Below are 26261 nucleotides of genomic sequence, written 5' to 3' on the forward strand. Positions count from 1 at the left end.
AAGGCGTCGTCCGAACGCCCCAGGGGAGAATGCTTGTGAAACGAGTCAAACCGCTGCGCCTGCTGCTGCTGTCCCTGGCCTGCTCCGCCGCGCTGGCAGCCAACGCCCAGGGCGCGACCACGTCGACCATCGACATTCCCGCCGGCGACCTCGCCACCGCGCTCGATGCCCTGGCCAGGCAATCCGGCACGCAGCTGGTCTACCGCGCAGACCAGCTGCGTGACAGGCGGACTGTCGGCGCGAGCGGCAGCCTGTCGGCATCGCAGGCGCTGGACCGCATTCTCCAGGGCACCGGCTTCGGGGCACGCCACGACAGTTCGGGCGCCGTGCTGATCGTCGCCCAGGCCGGCGCCACGGCTGCGCCGGCGCAGGCCGCGCCGGCGCCACCTCCGCCGGAACCCGCGGCGGCTCCCGTGCCGGAGCCGCAGATCGCCAACCTGGAGGCCGTGCAGGTCACCGGCTCGCGCATCCCGCGCGCGCAGATCGAAGGCCCGGCGCCGGTCACCGTCATCACCGCCGCCGACATCCAGGCCGGCGGGTTCACCAGCGTGCCCGACGTGATGCAGTCGCTCACCCAGAACGGCGGCCAGACGCAGAGCCAGCAGTCCGCGGGCGGCGCCGATTTTTCGCCCGGCGCGCAGCAGGTCGACCTGCGGGCGCTGGGGCCCAACCACACGCTGGTGCTGGTCAACGGCCGGCGCATGGCCGACTTCCCGATGCCGTTCGGCGGCCGCAGCAATTTCACCGACGTGTCGAGCCTGCCGCTGGGCATGATCGAACGCATCGAGATCCTGACCGGCAGCGCCTCGGCGATCTACGGCTCGGACGCGATCTCCGGCGTCGTCAACTTCATCCTCAAGCGCACGGCCGACGGCACCACCATCGACTATCGCTACGGCCAGACCGGCGAAGGCGACGGCGAGTCACACCGCTTGAACCTGTCCAGCGGCTTCGAGCGCGGCAACTTCGGCGGCGTGGTCGGCCTGGAGTATCGCCGCCAGGAACCGCTGTGGGGCTTCGATCGCGCCCAGCAGGATTCCTCGTTCGACGGGCCCACCGCCAACTCGCAGCTGCCGCCGCGCAACTTCCTGATCACCGACTGGTGGGACGACTACATCGACCCGGGCGAAGACACCTGCAACGCGATGTCGCACCTCAATGAAGGCACCATGGGGTACGCGTTTCGCCCCCGCTACGGCAACTACTGCGGCAGCGACCGCTCGGTGGCCTACCGCACCATGATCAGCAAGCGCGAAGGCGTGAACGGCTACGCGTCGATGAGCTACCGGTTCGACAACGACACGGAATGGTTCGCCGATGTCCAGGCCGGGCGCCACGAGGTGTCGCTGTTCCGCGGTCCGCGCAGCTGGGCGCTGATGACGCCGGACGGCACCGAGTGGGATTATTTCTACAACCAGAACACCGAGCAGCTCGAGTACTGGCAGCGCCAGTTCACCCTGGAGGAAATGGGCGGGCTGCAGACCGGCATGGTGGAAACCGTGCAGAAGACCTTCAGCGTGACCACCGGATTCAAGGGTTCGATCTGGGGCGACTGGGACTACGAGGCGGCGCTCAGCCACGCGCAGTACACCGCGCAGATCAGATGGCCGCAGATCGTGGCCGAACGCGCCAACAACCTCTTCCTCGGGCCGCAGCTCGGCTATGACGAGGACGGCTACCCGATCTACAACGCCGACCACGCGCGCCTGTGGACGCCGCTCACGCGCGCCGAGTACGACAGCATCTTCGCGCACACCACGTACCAGCCGGAATCCGACACGCAGACGCTGGCGCTCACCCTGGCGCAGGCCGACCTGTTCACGCTGCCGGGCGGCCCGGTCGGCTTTGCCGCGACCGCGGAGCTCGGCCACCAGTCCTACGACCTCAAGCCCGACCCGCTCGCCACCGGGTACTACTACTACAGCTGGAAGGATTCCGACGGCCAGGGCAGCCGCAACCGCTGGGCGCTGGCCGGCGAGCTGCGCATGCCGCTGGTGGACACGCTCAACCTCAGCGTGGCCGGCCGCTACGACCAGTACCGCTTTGCCGGGCGCGACCCGGGCCGGTTCACCTGGAGCGCGGGCATGGAGTGGCGGCCCGCGGCCAGCCTGCTGGTGCGCGGCTCCTACGGCACCGCGTTCCGCGCGCCCGACATGCACTACATCTTCTCCGGCCCCGGCAACGACGAGACCTCGGTCGACGACTACTACCGCTGCGCGACCGAGGAGCCCGACGAGGCGCTGGACGACTGCAGCTGGAGCGGCGAGGGCATCATCCGCAGCCGCGAAGGCAACCGCGACCTGTCACCCGAGACCAGCGGCTCCTGGACCGCGGGCATGGTCTGGTCGCCGGCCAGCTGGTTCGACCTGTCCGTCGACTACTTCGACATCGACATGCGCAACCAGGTCAAGGACCTGCGCGCGGACGAGGTGATGCGCAACGAGGCCGACTGCCGACTGGGCGAAGCCGACATCGACTCGCCGCTGTGCGTCGACACGCTGGCGCGCATCACCCGCATGCCCGACGGCAGCATCTACGGCGTGCACGTCAATCCCATCAACATCGCGCGCGAGACCACCAGCGGCGTCGACGTCGGCGCCAACCTGCGCTGGGACACGCGCGCCGGCACGTTCCGGCTCAACGGCAGCTACACCTGGGTGCGCGGGCACGACATCCAGGAATACCCCGGCGCCGACATCGTCGACATGTTCGCCATCAACAGCGGCTACGACATCCCGCGCAGCAAGGCCAGCCTGCGCCTGTCGTGGGAGAAGGACGCGCTGTCGGCATCGATCCAGGGGCGCCGGCTTGGCAGCCTGCCCAACGACGACTCGTACTACGAGATCTACGACCCCGAGGATGGCAACAGCCCGTGGATCGCGGCCACCTACCGCTACAACGCCAACGTGCAGTTCACCTTCAACGACCATTCGCGCCTGTCGCTGACGGTGGTGAACCTGTTCGACAAGGCGCCGCCGCACGACCCCACGTACACCGGGTATCCGTACTACGACATCTCCTGGTTCGACACCGAGGGCCGCAGCTTCTACCTGCAGTACACGCACAAGTTCGGCGGCGGGCCGCTGTAGCCGCGCGCGAGTCCGCGACCGGGCCGGCCTTGCCGCGCACCGGTCGCGGCGGCCGTGCATGCGTGCCTCAGACCGTTCCGCACCGCTTCCCCATCCACGGCCGGTACCAGTCGCGGATGCGCGCCATGTCGGCGTCGTCGTCGTCGCCGACGTGGAACAGGGGACCGAAGCCGATGATCCTGTCGGGGTAGTGGAAGTACGCGGGCAGCACCGGGACGTCGGCGGCGCGGGCGATCTTCAGGAAGCCGCGCTTCCAGTGCTCCACCGGCTTGCGCGTGCCCTCGGGCGCCAGCCCGAACCAGAAGCGCTCGCTGCCGCGGATCAGCGTGACGACCTGTTCCACCACGCCGGACGACACGCTGCGGTTGATCGCGGTCACGCCGAGCGCGCGCAGCAACGGCCCCAACGGCCACCAGAACAGCTCGCGCTTGCCGATGAGGCGGATGTCGAGCCCCATCGCGAGCTTGGCGGCAAAGCCCCACACGCCATCCCAGTTCGACGAATGCGGCGCGGCGATCAGCACCAGCCGGGGCACGTCGGGGAGCTCGCCGACGATGCGCCAACCGCCCATCCGCAGCACGGTGCGCCCGAACCAGCGGGCCAGCCGATTGGGCTTCAGGCGCGGCGCGTTCGGCGGCAGTGTCGGCACGATGTCGTTTCCGCCGGCAGCCGTCTCGCGCATGCGCCCTGTCAGTCCCAGCCGCGCCCCGTGCGGCCCTTCTTGATCGTACTACGCACGCGCTTGTCATCCATCCGCCTGGCCTTGGCCGCGCGGCTTGGGCGCGTGGCGACGCGCGGCTTGGGCACGTGCAGGCCGGCGGCGACGAACGTCGCCAGGCGCTCGCGCGCGTCTTCGCGATTGCGCTCCTGGGTGCGGAAGCGCTGCGCGCTGATCACCAGGACGCCTTCGGTGGTGACGCGGCGGTCGCGGCGCGCGAGCAGGCGTTCACGCACCGGTTCGGGCAGCGTGGGCGAGTTGGCGATGTCGAAGCGCAGTTCAACCGCGGTCGAGACCTTGTTGACGTTCTGCCCACCCGGGCCCGACGCGCGCACGAAGCGTTCGACGAGCTCGTCTTCGGGGATGGTGATGGCGGGCGGCGTGCTGGTCATGGCGTGTCGGCGCGGATTGTACGGCGGGCGGCGGCACGCGGCCGTCGCAGGCTCACGCCGACGGTGGATCGAACAGCGCCAGCGCGCGCCTGAACTCCGCATCCGGCGGCGCCACCACGTCTACGTGCCTGGCGGGATCGTGCGGGTGCGGGAACGACAGCTGCTCGGCGTGCAGCAGCATGCGGTGGATGCCGAGCATGCGGAAGCTGCGGTTGTGGCGGCCGTCGCCGTGGCTGGTGTCGCCGATCAGGTGGTGCGAGAGATGCTTGAGGTGGCGACGGATCTGGCGAAAGCGCCCGGTCTGCGGCCAGGCGCGCAGCAGTGCGTAGCGCGAGGTCTCGAAACCGGCCGACGGCAGCGCCAGCTCCGCCGTGGCCAGGCGCTCGAAGCGCGTGACCGCCGGCTTCTTTTGCGGCTTGCCGGGGCCGCCGTCGAGGTCATGGTCGACTTCGAACGCGGCCTCCGCCGGCCAGCCGCGGCAGACCGCGAGATAGGCCTTGTCGAGCCCGCCGGCCATCAGCGACTTGCCGAGGAGCGATGCGGTCCCGCGGTCGAAGGCCAGCAGCAGGCAGCCGCTGGTGGCACGATCGAGGCGGTGGACGAGGAAGATCGGCCTGTGGAACTGCTCGCGCAGGCGGTTGGCGGCGAAGTCGCTCTCGCCGCGCGCGAGCTTGCTGTCGTGGACCATCAGACCGGCGGGCTTGTCGACGACGGCGAAGGTCGCCTCTTCGTACAGCACGTCGAGCGCAGCCGGTGCCGGCGTGTCGCTGTCTGCGCACTCCGCGTCGGTCAGCGTCGCGGCTGCGGATTCCATGTCAGCGGGCGGCGCAGCGGCGTGCGGATCACCGCCGCCGTACCCCACTGTCATCGCCGTGGCCAGGCCGCGAGCAGCGCGGCCAAGCCGCCGACGCCCGCCACCCACGCCGCCACCGGCACCGACCACAGCGCCGGGCCGCCGGCTTCGAGCGCATACAGCACGCTGGCGACCAGCAGCAGGCCGACGCCGACGATCGCCGACACCGTACGCCGCTGCATCGCCGCCATCACCTGCACCAGCTCGCCGATGTCGTCCGAGCGCATCGACAGCTGGTGCTGGCCTTCGACCTGCTGCTTCAGCCAGGCATGCACCAGCCGCGGCATCTCCGGCGCCTGGGTGACCATCTCCGGCAGGCGCTTGCGGAACTCGCGCGCCAGCCGCTGCGGGCTGTAGCGCTCGGCGAGGATGCGTTCCAGCACCGGCCGCGCCACCGCCCAGATGTCGATCTTCGGGTCGAGCTGGCGGCCGACGCCTTCGATGTTGAGGAGCGTCTTCTGCAGCAGGATCAGCTGCGGCTGCAGGGTCAGCTGGAAGCGCTGCGCGGTGCGGAACAGCTTCAGCAGCACCTCGCCCAGCGAGATCTCCGACAGCGGGCGGGTGAAGTACGGCTCGCACACGCCGCGCACCGCGGCCTCCAGTTCGTCGATGCGCAGGTGCGACGGCATCCAGCCCGCCTGCACGTGCAGCTCGGCGATGCGCCGGTAGTCGCGGTTGAAGATCGCCATGAAGTTCTCGGCGAGGTAGTACTGATCCTCGCTCGACAGCTGCCCCATGATCCCGAAGTCCAGCGCGATGAAGCGCGGATTGGCGCGATGCGCCGGGTCGGTGTCGACCCAGATGTTGCCGGCGTGGGCATCGGCGTGGAAGAAGTTGTCGCGGAACACCTGGGTGTAGAACACGCGCACGCCCTTGGCGGCGAGCGCCTTGCGGTCGATGCCGGCGGCGTCGATCGCGGCGATGTCGTCGCTGGGAATGCCACGCACGCGCTCGAGCGTCAGCGCGCGCTCCGCGCTGTGGCTCCACACCGGCTCGGGCACGTACAGGTCGGGCGAACCGAGCCAGTTGCGGCGCAACACCGAGGCGTTGGCGCCCTCGCGCTGCAGGTCGAGCTCGGCGGCAAGCGTGGACTCGATCTCGGCCACGATCTCGCGCGGACGGATCTTGTCGGCGCGCGGATGCGAGCGCTCGACCAGCGCGGCGATGCGGTTGAGCAGGGCGATGTCGCCGGCGATCCGGTCTTCGATACCCGGGCGCAGCACCTTCACCACCACCTCGCGCGGCGGCGCGCCATCGACCGCATGCAGGGTGGCGGCGTGCACCTGGGCGATCGATGCCGAGGCCAGCGGGCGCGTATCGAAGCTGGCGTAGGCCTCAACGATGCTGCGCCCGAGTGCGGCCTCGACGATGCCGCGCGCGAGCTCGCCGTCGAACGGCGCCACCTGGTCCTGCAGCAGCGCCAGCTGGTCGGCGACATCGGCCGGGACCAGGTCGCGGCGGGTGGAGAGGATCTGCCCGAACTTGACGAAGATCGGGCCGAGTTCCTCCAGCACCAGGCGCAGGCGCGCGCCACGCGGCATTGCCGCGATCTCGCGCGAGGCACTCGGCACGAATGGCCGCATCAGCCGCAGCCAGCGTTCGGCCGGCGTGCCGGCGAACATCTCGTCGAGGCGATAGCGCAGCAGCACGCGACCGATGCCGAGCGCACGCACCGCCGTCTTCATGCACGCCCTCCGGCGCCGCGCCCGAGGCGCGCGATGCGCGCGGCCAGGCGTTCGACATCGTCGCGGACCGCGTCGACGTCGTCGTGGAACGCGTCCAGCTCGTCGCGGCCGATCACGTCGCGCGATTCCTCGACCACGTACTCGGCGGCGCTGCTGGCCAGGTTGCTGCCGGCCGTGCGCGCGCCCTTCAGCGTCGCGGCCACGGCATTGGCGACCTGCACGCCCATGACCTCGCCGAACGCCGCCACGAACGGCCGCTGCCAATCGGGATCGAAGCGCGAGGCCATGCGCTGCAGCGCGCGTGCAAGCTCGGCGTCGCCCTCGATGCGCAAGCGGCCGCTGGGAGTGGCGTGGTCATCGCGGTTGCGGCCGAGCAGCGCCGGCAACTGGGCCAGCAGTCCACCCAGGGTGCTGCGTATCGACAGGTCGGCAGGTGCGTCGGCCTCCACCGGCCCCACCCGCAGTGCGTCGTTATCGACGCGTATCGCCAGCGCCAGCGGCGGTGCCGCCAGGTGCAGGGCGACATTGCGTCCGGCGAGACGCGCCAGGTCACGGCGGGTGTCGTCGTCGAGCGCCAGCGCGCGGTTCAGCGCAGCCTCGAGGGCACGGCCCGCGAGCGGCTTCCAGGCGGGGAACGGGAACGTGGTGTCGGCCATGGCGGCATTGTAGCGACCTGCCATCGGCCATCGCGGCGGCACCCGGTGCGGGCGCGACGCCGCGGCGATGGTGCGGGCCGGCGGCGCACGCGAGGTGACGGCTGGTGGCCGCCAACGCGCGCGCGCCGGCCCGGCCGGTCAGACCTTGCGGCCGCGGAAGAACGACACCGCGGCGAGCACCAGGAACACCACGAACAGGATCCAGGCGATGTTGGTGGCGGCACCGGCAATACCGCTGAAACCGAGCACGGCGGCGATGATGGCGATGACGATGAAGATCAGGGCGTAGCTGAGCATGGCGGTCTCCCTTCCGGCCGTCGGGCCGGCGCAGCGCCATGGTCGCCAAGCCGGAGTCGTCAGCGGGTGACGGATCCCGCCGCGTCGGCCGCCAGCCGGCGCAGGCCTTCGGCAATGGTCACCCGCGGCACGTAGCCGAAATCGCGCGTCGCCGGCGCCATGTCGTACCAGTGCGTGGTGCTGAGCTGCTCGGCCAGGAAGCGCGTCAGCGGCGGCTCGCCGCGCAGCCGCAGCAGCGGCCAAAGCGCCTCGCAGGCGGCGCCGATGGCGTACGCGGCGCGGAACGGCAGCGTCTTGCGCACCTGGGGCGCGCCCACCGCCGCCAGCAGCGCGTTGACGATGTCGCGCACCGCCATCGGCTCGCCGTTGCTGATGAAGTACGCGCGCCCGGCGCAGGCCGCGCCCGGCGCCAGCGCGGCGAGGGCGTCGAAGTGCGCCTGCGCCGCGTTGTCGATGTAGGTGGTGTCGATGCGGTTCAGTCCGTCGCCGACGAAGCGCAGGCGTCCGGCGCGCGCGCGTTCGGCCAGGCGCGGCAGCAGCTGGTTGTCGCCAGGCCCCCAGATCAGCCGCGGGCGCAATGCGATCGTGGCGAGCTCGTCGTCGTTGGCGGCCAGCACGATCTTCTCGGCGATCAGCTTGGTGGCGGCGTACGGCGCCTTGAGGTCCTGGCCATAGGGCACGGTGTCGGCGGTGCCGCCTTCGACCGGGTGCGTGGCGCGGTGGGTCACGCTGGGCGAGGACGTGTACACCAGCCGGCTGATGCCGTGCTCGCGGCACCCGGCCAGCACGTTGCCGGTGCCCATGACATTGGCGCGGTGGTAGCTGTCGTAGCTGCCCCAGGCGCCGGCCTTGGCGGCGTTGTGCAGCACCGCGTCCATGCCCGCGCAGGCGTCGATCACCGCGTCGCGATCGGCCAGGTCGCCACGCAGCTGGCGCACGCCCATGGCGTCGAGCGCGGGGTAGTGCCCTCGGTTGAAACTCGTGACCTCATGCCCCGCCGCCACCAGGCCGCGGCACAGCGCCTGGCCAAGGAACCCGCCACCGCCCGTGACCAGCACCCTCACGCTCAACCCTCCTGCTTCACCGGCTCGAAGACCTTGCCGCGGCGCACTTCGCGCGCGGCCCACGCGGCCAGCTTCTCGCGGCCGATTTTCGCATTGTGGCGGATGTCGACCGGAAATGCGGGGTGGAACAGCACGCTGTCGACGCGCGCGGTGTGCACGAATCCTTCGCCGAGGTGGCGCAGCTCGGCGGCGATCCGCGCGTGTTCGCCGCGCGCCACGCCCTTGTGCAGTTCCACGCACAGCAGCGGCCGCTGCGCACCGCGCGCGCCAAGGCCGACCAGCGCCGTGCGCCACACGTCGGGATGGGTGTCGAACACCGGCTCGACCTGCTCGGTGCACAGCGTCGTCGCGGCCGTGACCACGCGCTGCGACTTGCGGCCGCAGAACCACAGCCGGCCTTCCGCGTCGAAGTAGCCGAGGTCGCCCATGCGATGGACGATGCGCTCGCCGGTGGCGCCGGCCTCATGGATCTTGACCAGCCGCGTCTGCGCATCACGCTTGAAATAGGTGTCGGTGGCGGTCGGCCCGGCGACGGTGATCTCGCCGACCTGGCCCGGCTTCACCAGATGGTCGTCCGACCATTCCGGAATCGCGTCATCGGTCACGCGGATGATGCGCACCTCGTTGGGCGGTACCGGCCGGCCGACGCAGGTACCGGCGCCGGTTTCGGTGCGCGCGCGCAGCGTCATCAGCTCGCGCCCTTCGATCACCGCCACCGGCAGGCATTCGGTCGCGCCATACGGCGTCCAGAACTGCGCGTCGGGCGGCAGCAGCGCGCAGATCTTCGCCACCACATCCGCCGGCACCGGTGCGCCGGCCGAGGTCACGCGCGTCACCGTGGGCAGCGGCACGCCATGCTCGGCCAGCACGCGCATCAGCGCCGGCGAGCCGAACAGCTGGGTCACGCCGAAGCGGGCGATCGCCGCGTGCAGCTTGCGCGGGTCCGCGCTGGCCGGGCGCGTGGGGTCCATGTCGGGGATGACCGAGGTCAGCCCGAGCGCAGGATCGAACAGCGCGAATGGCGGGAAGGTCGGCAGGTCCACGCCGCCGGGCGCCAGGCCGAAGGCGTCGCGCAGCATGGCGACCTGGGCGGCAAAGTGGCGATGGCGGTACACCACACCCTTGGGCACGCCGGTGGACCCGCTGGTGAACAGGATCGCGGCGATATCATCCGGCGCGGTCGCGGCCAGCTGCGGTCCGGCGCCCGCGCCTTCGCGTTCGACCGCGGCCAGGGTGGCGTCGGCGAACCACGGCCGCGCACCTGTGGTGATGCGCACCCGCGCGGCGCGCGACCAGCCGAGCAGCACGCGCGCCAACATCGCCAACGGAATGCCGACGAAGGCCTCGGCGGCGGCTTCGCCCAGGCACTGCTTCAGCGCGCGCCGGTCGATGCCCGGATCCACCAGCACCGGCACCGCGCCGGCCTTGAACAGCGCGTACATCAGCAGGAAGAACTCGGGCGTGGGCCGCACCATCACCACCGTGCGCGTGCCGCGGACGATGCCGCGCGCGGCGAGACCGGCGGCGATCGCATCACTGCGCGCGTCCAGCTGCGCATAGGTCAGTGCGGTAGCGTAGCGGCCATCGCTGCCGGGGCAGCGCATGGCGATGCGGTCGGGCGCCTCGGCCGCCAGCCGCGGCAGCGCCGCCGCGATGTTGCAGGGTTCGCTCATGCGGCGATTATCGCCCGGCGCCGCAGGGCGTCCACGCCGTCGCATGGACGCCGCCGGCGCCGATCACCGACAATCCCGCGTCCTTCGCCGCGGCCGACACCGCTGGAGCACCTTCGACCATGTCGCTGTTCGATCGCCTCAAATCAGCCGCCGCCACCGACTGGAACGCCTACGTCGACCACGCCTTCGTGCGCGGCCTCGGCGACGGCACGCTTCCCCAGGCCGCCTTCCGCAACTATCTGGTCCAGGACTACCTGTTCCTGATCCAGTTCGCGCGCGCGCATGCGCTGGCCGCGTACAAGAGCCGCACCATGGCCGACATGCGCGCGGCCAAGGGCGGGCTGGCGGCGATCGTGGACGTGGAAATGAACCTGCACCTGCGCCTGTGCGAGCGCTGGGGCTTGTCGGCGGCCGACGTGGAGGCCGCGCCCGAGCAGCGCGCCACCGTCGCCTACACGCGCTTCGTGCTCGACATCGGCATGTCCGGCGACCTCCTCGACCTGCAGGTGGCGCTGATCCCGTGCACGCTCGGCTACGCGGAGATCGGCCGCCGCCTGGCGCCGGCCGGCGTCGGCGCGCTGGATTCCGCGCATCCGTACCGCGAATGGATCGGCGAGTACGCCGGCGAGGCCTTCCAGCAGGTCGGGGTGGCGGCGCACGCCTGGCTCGACGACCTTGGCCGGCGCTACGCCAGCGACAACCGCTTCGGCGAACTGGTCGACATCTTTGCCAAGGCGGCGCGACTGGAAGCCGACTTCTGGCAGCAGGGCCTGGACGCGGCACGGGGCTGAGGCGGCGCGCGCCGCTCCGGCACTTGCGCCCCGGAGCGGCTGGCCGAAGAATCCGCTGCCCGGCTCCGGCGACACCCACGTGCCCCATCCCTGCCTGAGCTGCGGCGCCTGCTGCGCCTTCTACCGCGTCAGCTTCCACTGGTCCGAGGCCGATCCCGCGCTGGGTGGCAGGGTGCCGCCCGAACTGACCATGCCCCTGCGCAGCCATGAGCGGGCCATGCTCGGCACCTTCGGCGGCAGCGAACCGCGCTGCGTCGCGCTGGATGCCGACATCGGGCGCTACTCCCGGTGCACGATCCACCCGGTGCGCCCGCAGGCCTGCCGCGATGTGCCGGCATCCTGGGAATTCGGCGCCGCGAGCCGGCAGTGCGACAACGCGCGCGTTGCCCATGGCCTGCCGGCACTGACCCGCGCCGACTGGGCCTGGCGCGAGGCCGCGGCCAATGACCGCGACGGCAACCCCGACGGCAACGACACACCGAACGATGGCGGCTCGCCGCCGCCCGCCCTGCCGCCGCCGATCGCGGCCTGAGCCGCTACAGCGGGTTGCGCGCCAGGAAGTCGCGGACGGCGGGCACCAGCACCTCGTGCTTGTCTTCGAGGACGTAGTGACCGGCGTCGTCGAACGCCAGCACCTCGGCGTCCGGCAGCTCCGCCTGGAAGCGCTGCAGGAAATGCCGGTCGAACACGAAGTCCTTCAGCCCCCAGCCGATGAAGGCGGGCAGCGCCGCGTACTCGTGCAGCCGCTGGCCCGCGGCCTCCACCAAGGGCCACGCGCGGGCCTTCGGCGACAGCGGGATGTCCTGCATGAAGCGCACCGTGGAGATGCGGTTCTTCCAGCTGTCGTAGGGCGCCACGTAGGCGCGGCGCACGTCGGCCGGCATCTTCCGCTCCACGCCGAGCCATGAGGCACCGCCGGAAAACGCGTTGAAGCCGCGGATCACCAGCTCGCCGACGGTGTAGTCGCGGCCCAGCGCGATCTGCCAGGGCATGGGCTTGGCGTCGGGCATCGGGAACGCGGCGGTGTTGGTGATCACCAGCCGCTTCACCTGGTGCTGGTGCGCCAGCGCCCAGCCGAATCCGATCATCCCGCCCCAGTCGTGCACCGCCAGCGTCACCGGCCCCGCGATGCCGAGATGCGCGAGCAGCGCGCCCAGGTCGTCGACGCGCGACTGCAGCGTGTAGTCGTAGCGCGGCAGCGCGTTGGGCGCGTCGTCCGGCTTGTCCGACAGGCCCATGCCGACGTGGTCGGGCACGATGCAGCGATAGCCCTTGCCGGAAGCCGGATCCGACAGCCCCGACACCAGGTGCCGCCAGTAGTAGCTCCACGACGGATTGCCGTGAACCATCACCACCACTTCGCCGTCGCCCGGGCCCTCGTCGAGGTAGCTCATGGCGATGCCCGGGCGCACCTGGAAGCGCTTCGGGGTGAAGGGATAGTCGGGGAAATCCATCGTGGAAACAGCCATCACGCTGTGCTTGCTCGTCACTGGGGAGGCCATTATCGGCCAAGCGACGCGTCGCACGGTCCCGCTCAGGCCCCGAACCGCGCGAGCATCCACTGCGAAACGGCCTGGAACAGCTTCTCGCGATGCGCACGGAGGTAGAACGTGTGGTCGCACTCCGGCCAATAGTCCGTCGCCATTCCTGGCGAGCGCATCACCGCGCCGAAGCACGCGCGGGCCTGGCTGCGATGGTTGTAGTAGTCGCCAACCCCGCCGGTGTAGAGCAGCAGCGCCTGCACGCCGCGCGCATCGAGCGCCTCCAGCCTGCGCGCGGCCTCGGCCCGCGTCGGGAAATCGCTGAAGTCGTCGAGCTCCGGCGGGGGCGTGTCCCTCGGCGGACCCAGCCGCCTCCTGAAATAGCCCCAGATGCTGGCGGGCCGCAGCAGGCGCGGCAGGTAGTGGCGGAGGTGGTAGCCGGGAGTGCGATAACCGACGCCATCCAGCAGCAGCAAGCCGGCCACGCGCGCGTCCTCCGGCGCGATGTTGAAGGCATCGTTGGCGCCGGAGCACAGGCCGCCCAGGACGAACTCGCGCACCCCGGTAAGTGAGGTCACCAGGTCCATCGCGGCCGTCGTCTCAGCCATCACCCGCCCGGCGGTGACCTGCGTGGACAGCGCGCTGTCGCCAAGTCCCGACTGGTCGAACCGGAACACCGTGAAGCCCTGCGCGGCCAGCACGCGTGCCATCTGCACATACAGGCGGAAAGGCCCCATGCGGTGCGTCAGCCCGGCATTGAGCAGGACCAGCGCGGCGCGGGCCCGCGTGCCTCCAGGGGGTTGCGTCAGCACGCCGACCAGGTTCCCGGCGAACACATGGACGGATTCTTCCACCCCGTCCTCCGCACTCGCCGGACGCGGATCCACCGCGCGCAGCGGCGCGGTCGCGGACAGCGGCAGCGTCGTCATGCGCGTGCACCCGCCAGCAGGACCGCCACTTCGGCGACGCTGCGCCGCGGAAACACCTGGTCCTCCAGCCCGTGCGCATCGTCCCATGCGGGCCGGTCAGCGGCCTGCAGGGTTACCTGCTCGACGGTGATGCCCGCTTCGCGCTGGATGGCGATGAACGCCTCCACGTCGTCGTTCGGCCCGGGCCACGCCACGACACACAGGCGGCTCCCCGGCGGCAACGCGCTGCGGCGGAAGTCGGACCGCGCCAGCGCATCGATGAAGCCCGGGGCGACGTCGAAGCCGAGCAGCTCGGCGTCTGCCCGGGCCACGCGCACCGCACGGCGGAAACGTGTCCGGCCTGCCAGCTGCACAGCGTGCTGGCGACGCCATTCCTCGACCAGTGGACCGCCGCACACGACCGGATCCCAGAGCACGAGGTCGACCGCCTGCGCGCCCGCGACCGCCGCCGCCAGCACCGGCAGGCTTGCGCTGCGGAACGCGACGACGCGCATCCGCTGCCCGCTGCCGCGCGGCAGCCGCTGGCTGGCCAGTCGAAGGTCGACCTGGAGCCCGGGCAGGGTGACCTCGCCGGAGCCCCCGGCCGAGTCGCCCGTGCCGTACCAGTCGAAGCGCATGGCATCGCCGCCCTGCGCGGACACCGATTCGCAAAGCGTCCACAACGCGCGCTGGCAGGTCACGCCCTCCAGCAGCAGCGGTGGCGCCACGAGGATGGGCACGCCGCTGTCGGATGCCGGTGACGCGCGGTGCACCATGCCGAACATGCGGCGCGCCGTGGTGCCGAAGAAGAAGGCCCGTTCGCCGGCCCCCGCATCGCGCGTCGCGTCGGGCAGCCGGGTGATCGGCGCATCGCCCACCGCCGCGGGGGAAGGCAGCGCCGAGGCCGGGATGTCACTCGCCAGCTGGGCCAGCGTCCGGGTTGCGAGGGGCATGAGTCTGATGCGATGCCCGGTCTCGCGCGCGACCCGGTTGGCCAGCTTCGCCGCGAGCATGGAGTGCCCACCCAGGTCGAAGAAATTGTCCTCTGGCGATGCCGCGGCGCCAAGGATCTCCGTCCACACGGCCACGAGGTACGCCACCCGCGGATCTTCGTGGGTGGCGCTTGCGTCGACAGGGCTTCCCGGCGCTTGCGCGGCGGCGGCGGTGGCCGGCTGCGGGGCGGCCGGGGTTGCGGCTGCGGGCCGGGGCACGGGCACGTGCCCGGGCTGCGGCGCGGGCAGGGCCTTGCGGTCGATCTTGCCGTTGGGCAACAGCGGCAGCGCATCCAGCAGCACCAGATGCTGCGGCACCATGTACCCCGGCAACGTCGCGCGCAGGCGCGACTGCAGCGCCGCCTCGTCGACGTCTGTGCCCGCCATGTAGCCGACGATCCGCAGGTCGCCCGGCTGGTCCTCGCGGACCACCACGACCGCGCGCGAGATCTCCGGCGCCGACTCCAGCACCGCCTCGATCTCGCCCGGCTCGATGCGATAGCCGCGCACCTTCACCTGGAAGTCGATCCGGCCCTGGTGCTCCAGGACGCCATCGGAACGCCAGCGGCCACGGTCACCCGTGCGGTACAGGCGCGGCGGCAGGCCGGTGCCGTGGTCGCGCGGCGCGATCCGGTCTTCGATGAACGTCCCGGCCGTCAGCCCGGGCCGTCCGAGGTAGCCCAGCGCCACGCCCGCACCGCCAATGCAGATCTCGCCCGATACGCCCACCGGGCAGAGGTCGCCCTGCTCGTCCAGCACCCACACCGTGGTGTTGGCGATCGGCCTGCCGATGTGGATGTCCGGCGTGCCGCCGGCGTTCGCCTCGATGCGCGTGGAGGTCGACCACACCGTCGTCTCGGTCGGGCCGTACAGGTTCCACAGCTCGATGCCGCGACCAAGCAGGCGCGAGGCCAGTTCCGTGGACAGCGCCTCGCCGCCGCACCAGGCCACGAATCGTCCCTCCGGACGCCACGCCGTGGACGCCAGGAGTTGCCAGCCGGATGGTGTTGCGATCATCAGGGTGGCGCGATGCGTCGTGAGCGCCTGCGCCAGCGCCGCGCCGTCCATCACCGTGTCGCGGTCGGCGATGACCACGCGCGCACCAACGGCGAGTGGAAACAGCAGGTCGGCCACGGAAGGGTCGAACGCCATGCTGACGGTGGCCAGCACGATGTCTTCGGGTGATAGACCGGGACGCTCCTTCGCCTCGTGGAAGAGGTTGACGACGGCGCAATGCGGCACCACCACGCCCTTGGGCTTGCCGGTGGAGCCCGATGTGTAGATGACGTAGGCCGGGCTCGTGGGCATGAGCCCGTCCGCGGCACACGTCGCCACCAGCCCATCCGCGGCCGCGTTCTGCACGTCATGCAACGTGACAACTGCACAGTTGTCGGCGCTGGCGAAACCCGACCCATCCAGCCCGGGCCCGAGGAGCAGCGCCTTCGCGCCGCTGTCGACCAGGATCTCGACGAGCCGATCGCGGGGATACGCCGGATCCATCGGCACATACGCGGCACCCGATTTCAGTGCGCCGAGGATGCCGGCCACCATGTCCAGCCCGCGCTCGGCGCAGAGTGCGACACGATCTCCTGCCCGCACGCCAAGCGCGCGAAGTCGCCGCGCGATGTCCTGCGCGCGCGCATCCAGCTGCCCATAGGTAAGCGAGCCGTCGGGCGCGACGACTGCAACGGCATCCGGCGCCAGCCGCGCGTGCTGCTCGATCATGCGATGCAGGTAGGGAGACGGCACAGGCTCCCACGTGCGCTGTGTCTCGTTCCATACCGCCGATCCCGGCGCGCCATCACCTGCATCGCGCGCAGGCTGGCCCTTCCCGGCAACGGGCTGCACGGCCGACGGCGCAGATGCCCTGTTGCGCCCGCGGTATTCGAGCGTCCCATCCGCCAGGAGACGTGCCATCGCGCCCGTGCGCAGCCCGGCCGGCCCCTCGCCGGCAGTCCCGACGCCGGATACGCAAACCTCGCCGGGAATGCCCCGGGGCACTTCCCGCCCAGCACCGTCGCGAATACTTATGGTCACGCCCGGGAGCGGACGGCCCAGCAGCACGCGTGACTCGCCGGGCTGCATGTGATGCAGCGTGGCACACGGCGTGGCGCCGATCGCGCCGTGGAAGCGCCAGACGGCGGCACATCGATCGAACAAGGGTTCGGCGAACCCTGGCGCGTCGGTGCCGGCGTCCGCCAGGATCTTGACGGCCTTGCCGCCGCTCCACTGTGCGTCGAACAGTTGGCGCAGTGCTTCCGGCGCCATCACCACGGCGTTGGCGCTGGCCGCGTCGATGGTGCGTCGGCAGGCATCGACGTCGTCAGCCACGCCGTGGTCCGCAAGTACCACGGTGCCGCCGGTGACCAACGGCAAGCACCACTCGATCAAGACCTGCGGCTGATGCGGCGCGCTCGCGACGAGCATGCGGATGCCGTCGGCTCCGAACACCTGCCCGGCAATGCCACGGACGATCCCGACCATGTTGCCGTGGCTGATCCTGGCGCATTGCGCATGGTCGCTGCCAGGCGAACACACCATGAAAGCAATGTCATCGGCATGGTCTTCGGACTGCACGAATGACGTGGCATCCGCGGCAACGGCCGGAAGTGCATCGAGCGTGGACATCCGGACCACGCCGTCGAAGCTGGCGCGCAGCGCGCCATCCGCAAGCACAAGCGAGATGCCTGCTTGCGCAACGATGCCGCGCTGCCCATCGACCGGGCCACCGGCGGCAAGCGGCACGCATGTGCCACCGGCGCGCAGCACCGCCAGCGTCGACAGCAATGCGTCCAACGGCGAGGCCAGCTGGAGTCCGACGCGGGTTCCACGCTCGACGCCCGCACGTCGCAACCGCAGCGCCAACGCACTGCAGGCGTTGTCGAGGGCGCCAAAGTCGAGCACGCGCTGGCCCTGCACTACGGCGACGGACCGCGGCCGCGCCCGCGCCCACGATGCAACGTAGTGGTCGATACGCATTCCTGGCTCGGGAACGGATGCCCGGCACGTCATCGCGCTTCCGCCACCCGGGCGTCCGCCTGGTCGACCTCGTCCGTCAACGGCAGCGCGCCGATGGCAAGGCCGTTGTCGCGTGCGGCCCCGCGCAGCAGCGCAAGGTAGCAGTCGATCCACAGCGAGATCGTCTGTTCGTCGAACACGTCGGCGCTGTAGTCCCAGTCGATCGCCAGGCGCCCATCGTGTTCGATGATGTTGAACAGCGTGTCGTAGTAGAACGCCTGCCTCGGGTTCTCGTGCGTGCTGACCGTGCAATCCTGCAGGTCGAGCCGCGAGAAGAACCTGCTGTAGTTGAACACCACGTCGACCAGCGGCTGCCGCCCCGCCTCGCGCGGCACCTGGAGGGCACGGACCAGTTGCCCCAGCGTGACGTCCTGGTGCTCGATGGCGTCGAACATGGACCGCTGCGTTTCGGCGACAAGCTGGCGGAACGGCTTGTCCTGGCCCGTCGCCGCACGCAACGGCAAGGCATTGACACAGTAGCCCACCGTCTTCAGCCCGGTATGTGCCTGCCCGGCGACCGGCATGCCCACCACCACGTCTTCCTGCGCGCTCAGGCGCGACAGCAGCGCCTGGAAGCCGCTGAGCAGGAACACGTTGAGGCTGGTCTTGAGCGACTTGGCCGCGTCCTTGAGCTCGCTGACCACCGCGGCATCCAGATCGCGATGCAGCGTGGCGCCGCGATGGTTGCCCGTGTCGCGCCTGGAGTGATCCACTGGCAGATCGAGCGGCTCCGGCAACCGTGCGTAAACGCCGCGCCAGTACTCGAGCGCCTGCGCCTGCGACGCGCGCGCGGCAGGCGATGTCGTCAGGTGGATGTAGGCGCTGAACGGGACGGCCGAGGCGGAGGCATCGACATCGCTGCCCGGCTCGGCGCCATGGATCTCGGCGATGCGCCCCAGCAGCACGTCGGCGGAATAGCCATCGAACACGATGTGGTGGCAGTACACCACGAACAGGTGCGAATCCGGCCCGAGTTTCAGCAGCTGCGCACGCACCAGCGGACCGCGTGCCAGGTCGAACGGCGTCAACGCCTCCTGCTTGAGCAGGGCGTCGATGCGCTGCTGGCGTTCGGCTCCGCCAAGGGCGGACAGGTCGACCACCGGCACCTGGAAAGTCGCGTCGTCATCGACCCACTGCGTGGCACCCTCGTCGTCGAAACGGTAGCGGAACGCCTCCTGCTCGCCCAACGCGGTTTCCACCGCGGCGACGAAGCGCGCCGCGTCCAGCGGACCGTCGATCCTCACGGAGTCGGATTCGTTGAACGCGCAGCTCGCCATGTCGCCCATCTGCGAGGCGAACCAGAGCTCGCGCTGCGCATCGGTGAGCGGCAGCGTGCGACGCCATGCGAGCGCAGGCGCTTCGACCGGCGGCGCCGGCAGCAGGCCGTCAGCCTGCATCTCGAGGATGCTGTCCTTGAACGCGGCGATGATCGCTTCGACGTCATCGTCGCCGTGCGCGGCGGTCATGTAGCTGGGGAAGTTCTCCAGCACATGGATGCCGCGGGCGCGCAGGTGGAAGAACAGCAGGGTCGCCAGTTCGCCCTCCTCCTGCACGCGGATGAACATCTGCGAGGCGAAGTGCGGGATGTGGATCTTCAGCCCGCGCTCCTTGAAGAAGCCGTTGAGTTCGGTGGTCAGGTACGTGGTGCGCCGGTTGACGGTGTCCTGCAGGGCCGGGCCCTGCGCCTTGATGTACCTGAGTGCCGCGTGCACCGCGGCGATCGCCAGCGGATGGCGCACGAAGGTGCCGGCGAAGAAGGTCACGCCGGCCGCCGGGAACGAGTCGTCGCCGTACTGCCACTGGCCGCCATCGAAGGTGTCCATGAAGCGCGCACGCCCGGCAACCACGCCGATCGGCATGCCGCCGCCGATGATCTTGCCGTAGGTGGCGAGGTCGGCCTTGATGCCGTAGTACTCCTGCGCGCCGCCGGGGCGGATGCGGAAGCCGGTGATGACCTCGTCGAACACCAGCACGATGCCCTCGTCCTCGGTCAGCGTGCGCAGCTTCTTCAGGAACTCGTGCGGCTGGAACTCCGGGCGCCGGCTCTGCACCGGCTCCACCAGCACCGCGGCGATGTCGCCGGCGTTGCGGCGGATGATCTCCAGCGATTCCTCTTCGCCGTAATCGAGCACGAGCACGTTCTCGACCGCGCGGAACGGAATGCCCGGCGCCAGCGGGAACGTGCGGCGCGCGCCGCTGGCGTTCTTCGTCACGCGCACCAGCACTTCGTCGAAGTTGCCGTGGTAGTCGCCCGAGAACACCACGATCTTCTCGCGCCCGGTGTAGGTGCGCGACAGGCGGATCGCCGCCTGCACCGCCTCGGAGCCGGTGTTGACCCAGCTGACGCGGTCCATGCCGGTGAGCTCGCAGAACAGCTCGGCGGCCTCGCCGGCCAACGGCGTCTGCGGCCCCACCTCGATGCCCTTGTCGAGCTGCGCCTTCAGCGCGTCGGAGATGAACGACGGGCTGTGGCCAAGGAAGTTCGGACCGAAGCCGTTGAGGATGTCGATGTACTCGTTGCCGTCGATGTCGCGCAGGCGGCAGCCGTGCGAGCCCTCGATGACGATCGGATACACCATTTCCTTCCACAACCGGTTGAAGCCCGCGGCGGTGCGCGGATCGGCATGGTGCGGGCGATGCTGCTGCACGTGCCGCTTGGAGCCCATGGTGCGCGCGTTGTAGCGCGCGGTGAGGCGCTGGATGTGCTCGCGCTGGCGACGCGTGAGCACGCGCTCTTCGCGGCTGACCTGCGGCCCGAAGCCCTTGGGCATGGCCGACGCGGCGGCGGCGGTCCCGCCCTGCGGTGTCGCAGCCGGATGCGGCGCGACGGCGACGTCCGCGGGTTGCGGTGCGGCGGCGGCAGCGGGTGCGGCCACTGGCGCTGCATGCGGCAACGCGCCGCCCTTGAGCGCCTGCAACAGCTGGATCTGCTGCGACATGAGCAGCAGTTGCTGCGCCATCACGTCCTGCAACCCGCCTGCGGAACCAGGCAGGGCATTCGACACTGCCGCGAACGACGCGGCGAAATCCGTCCTCGCCAATGCGGGCGGCTCGACCGCGGGCACGCGCTCCGCCACGACGCCTTCGCCGGACATCGCCTCGACCGGTGCGGCCGTGGCAGCGCCCGGTGCATGCGCAGGCACGGCATCCGGCGGCAAGGTGCGGTCGAGGTGTTCGGCCATCGCATGCAGCGTGGGCAGCTCGTCGAACAGTTGGCGAAAGGTGATCTTGACGCCGTATTCGCCCTGGAACGCCGAAGCAAGCTGGGTCAGGAACAGCGAGTCGAAGCCGAGGTCGAGGAACGTGGTCGTCTCCACCAGATCGGCCGGCTCGTAACCGGAGAGGTCGGCTGCCACCGCCCGCAGGCGATCGACGATCTTCGCGACCCGCAACTGCCCAATCGTCCCCATGCCTACCTCTCCGGATCCTGTTCCATCCCTGTCAACAACGTCATCGGTCGCCGCGACCGGTCCCGCCCAGCCCGCCGATCACGCCCAGCTGCTCGGAAATCAGGGCCAGTTGCATGCGGATCAGCTGCTCGACGTCGCTCGGGACCCCCACCGCTGCCGACCGGGCGCCGGTAACGGCGCTGCCACAGGCAGCCGCCCGGGGCGCGGGCTGCGTGGCCGGGCCGGGCGGAATCGGCTGGACCCAGAAGCGTTTGCGCTCGAACGGGTATGTCGGCAGCGGCACCCGGCGGCGGCGGCCGGGCTGCAGCGCCGCCCAGTCGGGCTGTACGCCGGCCAGCCACAGCTGGCCGACCACCTGCAGCAGGTTCTGCACATCCGAGCCGGGCGCCTGCACCGGGCCGAGGCAGGGGAGGACCGCCAGCGGCCCGGGCTTGTCCAGCGATTGCCTGGCGAGCGTCGTCAGCGTGCGGCCCGGCCCCACCTCCAGCAGCAGCGCCCCGTCCGCGGCGGCCGTCGCGCTGGCCTCGGCGAACAGCACCGGACGCATCAGCTGATCGCCCCAGTAGCCCGGCTCGCGGAAGCCCTCGGCGTCGATCGTGGCGCCGGTCGCGGTGGAGACCAGCGGGAGCGATGCCGCGCGGGACGGGACCGCAGCGACCGCTTCGACCAGCGGGGCGCGTGCCGGCGCCATCATCCGCGAATGGAATGCGTGCGAAGTGAGCAGCGGGGTGGCCTGGATGTCCTCGGCCGCCAATGCCTTCGCCAGGCCATCCACGGCACCGACCGGGCCGCTCACCACGACCAGCCCGGGCGCGTTGACCGCGGCGATCGCCACATCCCGTGGCAACCGCGGCTCGACCTGTTCGCGCGGCGCGCGGATCGCCAGCATCGTGCCGCGAGGCTGCGCCTGCATCAGGCGGCCGCGGGTCGCGACCAGCCGCACCGCGTCGTCCAGCGCGAATACCCCGGCCATGCACGCCGCCGCGAACTCGCCGACGCTGTGTCCGAGCGCCGCATCCGGCTTCACGCCCCAGCTGCCAAGCAGCGTGGCCAGCGCCATTTCCATCGCGAAGATCGCCGGCTGCGCGATCGCGGTCTGCGCCAGCGCGGCGGTCGCCTGGGCGGCATCCAGGGGCGACGCCTGCGCATCCCACAGCAGGAGCGGGCGCGGATCCTGCTCCGCCGCGCCCGCCTCGCACAGCGCCGCGCCGCAGCGGTCGATCACCTCGCGGAACAGCGGCTCGCAGCCGTACAGCTCGCGCGCCATGCCGGGATATTGCGCGCCCTGGCCGGGGAACATGAAGGTGATCGCCTTCGCGGACGCTTTCAGGCTCGCCGCCTCCACCGGTGTCGGCGCGGCCCGCAGCTTCACCGCGGCTTCCGCGACCTCGGCGGCGACCACGATGCGGCGATGCTCGAACTGCTGGCGCCCGACCTGCAGCGTGTAGGCGACGTCGTCGAGCGAGGCCGCGGGATTCGCCTCCAACCAGTCCGCGAGGCGCGTGGCCTGCGCCGCCAACGCCTCCTTGCTGCGCGCCGACAGCAGCAGCAGGGCGTGCGAACGACGGTTTCCTTCGGGTGGCGGCTCGGGCGCCTGCTCCACCACGAGGTGCGCATTGGTGCCGCCGACGCCGAAGGAGCTGATGCCGGCGCGCCGCGGCCACGGCGCCTGCGGCCAGGGCTTGAGTTCGGTGTTGACGTAGAACGGGCTCTGCGCGAAATCGATCTTCGGGTTGGGCCGGGTGAAGTTGATCGACGGCACCAGCAGGTTCTCGTCCACCGACAGCGCGGTCTTGATCAGGCCGATCGCGCCGGAGGACACGTCGAGATGGCCCAGGTTGGCCTTCAGCGACCCGATCGCGCAGTACTGGTGGTCCAGGGTGTGCGCGCGGTAGGCGGCAGTGAGGCCGGCGATCTCGATCGGGTCGCCCATCGGCGTGGCCGTGCCGTGCGCCTCGACATAGCCGATGCTGCGCGCGTCGATGTCGCCGGCCGCCAGCGCCATCGAGATCACGTCCGCCTGTCCGTCGACACTGGGTGCGGTGTAGCTGACCTTGCCGGCACCGTCGTTGTTGACGGCGAAGCCACGGACCACGGCGTAGATGCGGTCGCCGTCGGCGATGGCGTCCTCGACGCGCTTCAGCAGCACCACCGCCGCGCCGTTGCTGAACACCGTGCCGGCGGCCTGCTCGTCGAACGTGCGGCAGTGGCCGTCCGCCGACAGCATGCTGCCTTCGCGGTAGAAGTAGCCCTTCTTCTGCGGCAGCACGATGGTCACGCCGCCGGCCAGCGCCATGTCGCACTGGTAGGACGCCAGCGCCTGGCAGGCGGTTGCGATGGCGACCAGCGATGTCGAGCACGCGGTCTGCAGCGTCATCGCCGGGCCGCGCAGGCCGAGCTTGAAGGCCACGCGCGTGGCCAGGTAATCCTTGTCGTTGCCGAGTTCGGTCTGCAGCGAACCGACCTGGATGGATTCCACGAACCGCGCCAGGAAGGTCGGATCCGAGCACAGGTTCCACAGCAGGTAGGTATCCATGTAGCAGCCGGCATAGACACCGACGGCACCGGGATACCGCTGCGGGTCGTGGCCCGCGCGCTCCATCGCCTCCCAGCAGATTTCCAGGAACATGCGGTGCTGTGGATCCATCAGCTCCGCCTCGCGCGGCAGGTAGCCGAAGAAGCGCGCGTCGAACATGTCGACGTCGTCGAGGATGCCCTTGGCGCAGATGTAGCGTGCATTGGGGTCGTCGCCGGTATCCGGCGCCAGCGGGATCTCGAGTTCCGACGGATCGAAGTGCGTCACCGACTCCACGCCGTCCTTGATGTTCTTCCAGAACGTGTCCACGTCGGGCGCGCCCGGGAAACGCCCGGACATGCCGACGATGGCGATGCCTTCATGGCTCATGCGGGTTCTCCATTGCCGAGGCGGTGTTTCCGCGCCGCGGCCAGCAGCGCGGCCCGCGCGTGCGCCTCGCGCATGCGCCGGCCGCGCTGCTGCGCGGCGTCGACGCCGGCTGGCGCGGAACGGGTGGACAGGTGTGCGGCCAGCGAGGCCACGGTGGGGTGCTGGAACAACGTGGTGATGTCGACGTCGACCCCGAGCCGCTCGAGCAGCAGCCGGTGCACCTGGACGAGATGGATGGACTTGCCGCCGAGCTCGCGGAACGGGTCCTGCGCGCCGGCCGCGTCGATGCGCAACACCTCGCGCCAGATCGCCGCGATCGCATGTTCCAGGCCCGGCGCGGGCGCGATGAAGCCCGTCGCCAGCGCCGGGCGCGGCTGCGAACGCGCGGCGATGGCACGCCCGATATCGGCGGCCGTGGCCAGGTGGTGGGCGATGTGTTCGTAGACCGCCCCGCCGTCGCGGGCCGCATTGGCCGCCGGCACGGGCGGTGCCGCGGCCGCCGGCGCGCCGTCGTCGATATCGCCGTTGTCGGTGGCCGAGGCATCGAACGCGACCGCCGCGGCCTGCGCCGCCGGCATGCGGAACACGCAGGCGTCGCCGTCCGCCGCGGTGGCGAAGACCGTTTCCAGGAAGCGCCGCACCGGGGTGTTGCGTTCGCCGGCAGTGAAGCGCACGGCAACCTCCGCCAGGCCCAGCGCCTGCGCGTGCGCGCCCGCGGCCGCCAGCATGCGGTGCTCGATGCCGCGGCCAAGCGCCCGGCAGCTGAGCATGAACAGGTCCACCAGCAGGCAGCCACCCTGCGGCGACGCGCGCAGCTGTCCGACCAGGCCGTAGTCGCCGAAGCGGTCCCGTGCGCGCACGCCGCGGTGGAACGCGTGCGCGCCGGTCGCGGCCAGCTCGCCTTCCTGCAGCCGCAGCAGGCTGGCATTGAACTGGTTGGTGCGCCGGGTCAGCTGCGACAGGCGCGGCAGATCGCCCGGACGCGGCGGGTCGATGTCGACGACCAGCTCGAGCCCGTCGAGGAACGCCTGCAGCGATGTCGTGCCACGCAATACATCGGCGCGCGCGGCGTTGTCGCGGTACATGGCCGCGCGGTCGCGGTCCTCGGCGGTCACCGCGTGCCGGTCAAACAACCACAGGTGCTCGACGAAGGCTTCGAGGCGCTGCGGATCTTCGGGCACGCGCACGGTCAACGTGGACGGCGATGCGGCACGCATCTGGGCGCATTCCAGCGGGTTGTCGTCGAGGAACACCACGCTGTCCAGGCCGATCCCGAGCGCGGCGGCGATGTCGCGCAGGTGGTCCGGCTTCGGATTCCAGTCGACGCGATGCGCGATGAAATCCTGCCAACCCAGCGCGAGGTCGTGGCGCTGCGTGAATACCGCGCGCAGGTCGGCCTCCTCGTTCTTGCTGAGCAGGCCCAGCAGTGCGCCGGCACCGGCCTGCGCGGCCAGCGCACGCTGCAGCGCGAGATGGCCAGGGTCGACGCGGAGCCCGTCGACGCCCTGCTCGCCCACCACGCCCGACCACAGCGTGTGGTCGGCATCCACCGCGAACAGCTTGATCGGCGGGCGCACGCGTGCCGCATACCAGCGCGCGATGGCGGTGCCCAGCGCGACCAGTGCGTCGCCGGTATAGGGGACATGGCCGAAGCGGTCGGAGGCCGCGTCCTGCACGCGCCCCACGCGATAGCCCGCCATGGCGTCGGCGCCATCCTGCACGTGCACCTCCGGGATGCCCGCCAGGCGCGCCGACAGCGCGCGCGTCGCCTCGTTGAACACGCGGTTCGCCGCATCGCCCGGGCCGACAACCACCAGGCAGGGCACGTGATGCGGCAGCGCGATGATCGCGGCGTGCAGCTCGTCGATGCGCGCGGCAAGCAGCGCCGGCGTGTTGTCGGCGCCGGGGGCATTGCCGTGCGGCAGCAGGTCCTCCCAGCGCAGGCACACGACGTTGGCGCCGGCGTGGTTGCGGCGCAGCGTGCTGTCGGGATCCAGCAACTGCTGGAACACCTGCGCATACGGCGCGAGGCGCACGTCGGCATCCACGTGCAGCAGGTCGAACCAGTAGCCGACGACCGGAGCCAGCGGGTCGAGCGTCCAGGTGCCGGACAAGGCGATTACGGGTCGCGCCAGTGACATCTTTCCCCCTTGGCGATGGCGACGCGCCTGCCATCCGCGGCGGCGCTTCGCGGTGCGGAACCGGGGGTGCGTCCTGGCGCGCGGCTGGCGGCGGAGCTGCAGGTATGATCAGGAAAACGCGGTTCCGGGCCGCGACAGGACACAGCAGGTGCGCATGGTTTGCTTCACCGGTGCGTGTGCGTGAGCGT

17 protein-coding genes are annotated in these 26261 nt (G+C 70.8%); 3 read left to right on the top strand and 14 right to left on the bottom strand.

Going from position 1 to position 26261, the window contains the following annotated elements:
• The first annotated feature begins 35 nt into the window (after positions 1-35).
• On the top strand, positions 36-3089 hold the full coding sequence (locus H5368_RS08835) for a TonB-dependent receptor (RefSeq protein WP_343203897.1): 3054 nt from the start codon (positions 36-38) through the stop codon (positions 3087-3089).
• 67 nt (positions 3090-3156) lie between these two features.
• Here H5368_RS08835 and H5368_RS08840 read toward each other — a convergent pair whose 3' ends face one another.
• The 8 genes from H5368_RS08840 to oleC form a co-directional block, all read right to left on the bottom strand.
• On the bottom strand, positions 3157-3771 hold the full coding sequence (locus H5368_RS08840; RefSeq protein WP_182823380.1) for a lysophospholipid acyltransferase family protein: 615 nt from the start codon (positions 3769-3771) through the stop codon (positions 3157-3159).
• A gap of 8 nt (positions 3772-3779) precedes the next feature.
• A complete protein-coding gene (gene arfB, locus H5368_RS08845; RefSeq protein WP_182823382.1) occupies positions 3780-4199 on the bottom strand; it encodes an alternative ribosome rescue aminoacyl-tRNA hydrolase ArfB in 420 nt (139 codons plus the stop codon).
• A gap of 52 nt (positions 4200-4251) precedes the next feature.
• Positions 4252-5013, bottom strand: coding sequence for a pseudouridine synthase (locus H5368_RS08850; protein ID WP_255486408.1), 762 nt, complete (start codon positions 5011-5013; stop codon positions 4252-4254).
• A 50-nt stretch (positions 5014-5063) separates the two neighbouring features.
• Entirely contained in the window at positions 5064-6737 is a 1674-nt protein-coding gene (gene ubiB, locus H5368_RS08855; protein ID WP_182823386.1) for a ubiquinone biosynthesis regulatory protein kinase UbiB, read from the bottom strand.
• On the bottom strand, positions 6734-7393 hold the full coding sequence (locus H5368_RS08860) for an SCP2 sterol-binding domain-containing protein (protein WP_182823942.1): 660 nt from the start codon (positions 7391-7393) through the stop codon (positions 6734-6736). The genes ubiB and H5368_RS08860 overlap by 4 nt, the downstream gene beginning before the upstream one ends.
• A gap of 138 nt (positions 7394-7531) precedes the next feature.
• Positions 7532-7690: a DUF1328 domain-containing protein gene (locus H5368_RS08865; RefSeq protein ID WP_182823388.1), complete on the bottom strand. Its 159-nt coding sequence runs from the start codon at positions 7688-7690 to the stop codon at positions 7532-7534.
• Positions 7691-7749: 59 nt separating this feature from the next.
• Complete coding sequence (oleD, locus tag H5368_RS08870) at positions 7750-8754, bottom strand: 2-alkyl-3-oxoalkanoate reductase (protein ID WP_182823390.1); 1005 nt, start codon at positions 8752-8754, stop codon at positions 7750-7752.
• 2 nt (positions 8755-8756) lie between these two features.
• Positions 8757-10427 carry an olefin beta-lactone synthetase gene (gene oleC / locus H5368_RS08875; protein WP_182823392.1) on the bottom strand — a complete coding sequence of 557 codons (1671 nt, stop codon included), beginning with the start codon at positions 10425-10427 and terminating at the stop codon, positions 8757-8759.
• Between the two features lie 119 nt (positions 10428-10546).
• On the opposite strand from oleC, the gene tenA reads away from it, so the two are divergent.
• Positions 10547-11218 carry a thiaminase II gene (tenA, locus tag H5368_RS08880; RefSeq protein WP_182823394.1) on the top strand — a complete coding sequence of 224 codons (672 nt, stop codon included), beginning with the start codon at positions 10547-10549 and terminating at the stop codon, positions 11216-11218.
• A gap of 79 nt (positions 11219-11297) precedes the next feature.
• On the top strand, positions 11298-11750 hold the full coding sequence (locus tag H5368_RS08885; RefSeq protein ID WP_182823396.1) for a YkgJ family cysteine cluster protein: 453 nt from the start codon (positions 11298-11300) through the stop codon (positions 11748-11750).
• A 4-nt stretch (positions 11751-11754) separates the two neighbouring features.
• Here H5368_RS08885 and H5368_RS08890 read toward each other — a convergent pair whose 3' ends face one another.
• The 6 genes from H5368_RS08890 to H5368_RS08915 all read right to left on the bottom strand — a co-directional run bounded on the left by H5368_RS08890 (position 11755) and on the right by H5368_RS08915 (position 26046).
• Positions 11755-12672, bottom strand: coding sequence for an alpha/beta fold hydrolase (locus H5368_RS08890; protein WP_182823945.1), 918 nt, complete (start codon positions 12670-12672; stop codon positions 11755-11757).
• Positions 12673-12752: 80 nt separating this feature from the next.
• Complete coding sequence (locus tag H5368_RS08895) at positions 12753-13628, bottom strand: alpha/beta hydrolase (RefSeq protein ID WP_182823399.1); 876 nt, start codon at positions 13626-13628, stop codon at positions 12753-12755.
• On the bottom strand, positions 13625-17578 hold the full coding sequence (locus H5368_RS08900) for an amino acid adenylation domain-containing protein (protein ID WP_182823401.1): 3954 nt from the start codon (positions 17576-17578) through the stop codon (positions 13625-13627). The genes H5368_RS08895 and H5368_RS08900 overlap by 4 nt, the downstream gene beginning before the upstream one ends.
• Positions 17579-17607: 29 nt before the next feature.
• Positions 17608-21027: an aminotransferase class III-fold pyridoxal phosphate-dependent enzyme gene (locus tag H5368_RS08905; protein ID WP_182823403.1), complete on the bottom strand. Its 3420-nt coding sequence runs from the start codon at positions 21025-21027 to the stop codon at positions 17608-17610.
• Between the two features lie 40 nt (positions 21028-21067).
• The gene (locus H5368_RS08910) at positions 21068-23932 is read right to left on the bottom strand and encodes a type I polyketide synthase (RefSeq protein WP_182823405.1); all 2865 of its coding nucleotides are present in this window, start codon (positions 23930-23932) and stop codon (positions 21068-21070) included.
• Positions 23929-26046, bottom strand: coding sequence for an HAD-IIIC family phosphatase (locus H5368_RS08915; protein WP_182823407.1), 2118 nt, complete (start codon positions 26044-26046; stop codon positions 23929-23931). The genes H5368_RS08910 and H5368_RS08915 overlap by 4 nt, the downstream gene beginning before the upstream one ends.
• Positions 26047-26261 lie beyond the last annotated feature (215 nt).

Source organism: Luteimonas sp. MC1782 (genome assembly GCF_014164605.1).
GTDB lineage: Bacteria > Pseudomonadota > Gammaproteobacteria > Xanthomonadales > Xanthomonadaceae > Luteimonas.

What these genes read in the sequence shown, in the direction of transcription:
- H5368_RS08865 (WP_182823388.1), bottom strand. Translation starts at nt 7,690, where the DNA reads ATGCTCAGCTACGCCCTGATCTTCATCGTCATCGCCATCATCGCCGCC.
- H5368_RS08910 (WP_182823405.1), bottom strand. Translation starts at nt 23,932, where the DNA reads ATGAGCCATGAAGGCATCGCCATCGTCGGCATGTCCGGGCGTTTCCCG.
- H5368_RS08850 (WP_255486408.1), bottom strand. Translation starts at nt 5,013, where the DNA reads ATGGAATCCGCAGCCGCGACGCTGACCGACGCGGAGTGCGCAGACAGC.
- oleC (WP_182823392.1), bottom strand. Translation starts at nt 10,427, where the DNA reads ATGAGCGAACCCTGCAACATCGCGGCGGCGCTGCCGCGGCTGGCGGCC.
- H5368_RS08900 (WP_182823401.1), bottom strand. Translation starts at nt 17,578, where the DNA reads ATGCGTATCGACCACTACGTTGCATCGTGGGCGCGGGCGCGGCCGCGG.
- tenA (WP_182823394.1), top strand. Translation starts at nt 10,547, where the DNA reads ATGTCGCTGTTCGATCGCCTCAAATCAGCCGCCGCCACCGACTGGAAC.
- H5368_RS08840 (WP_182823380.1), bottom strand. Translation starts at nt 3,771, where the DNA reads ATGCGCGAGACGGCTGCCGGCGGAAACGACATCGTGCCGACACTGCCG.
- ubiB (WP_182823386.1), bottom strand. Translation starts at nt 6,737, where the DNA reads ATGAAGACGGCGGTGCGTGCGCTCGGCATCGGTCGCGTGCTGCTGCGC.
- H5368_RS08905 (WP_182823403.1), bottom strand. Translation starts at nt 21,027, where the DNA reads ATGGGGACGATTGGGCAGTTGCGGGTCGCGAAGATCGTCGATCGCCTG.
- H5368_RS08895 (WP_182823399.1), bottom strand. Translation starts at nt 13,628, where the DNA reads ATGACGACGCTGCCGCTGTCCGCGACCGCGCCGCTGCGCGCGGTGGAT.
- H5368_RS08860 (WP_182823942.1), bottom strand. Translation starts at nt 7,393, where the DNA reads ATGGCCGACACCACGTTCCCGTTCCCCGCCTGGAAGCCGCTCGCGGGC.
- H5368_RS08890 (WP_182823945.1), bottom strand. Translation starts at nt 12,672, where the DNA reads ATGGATTTCCCCGACTATCCCTTCACCCCGAAGCGCTTCCAGGTGCGC.
- arfB (WP_182823382.1), bottom strand. Translation starts at nt 4,199, where the DNA reads ATGACCAGCACGCCGCCCGCCATCACCATCCCCGAAGACGAGCTCGTC.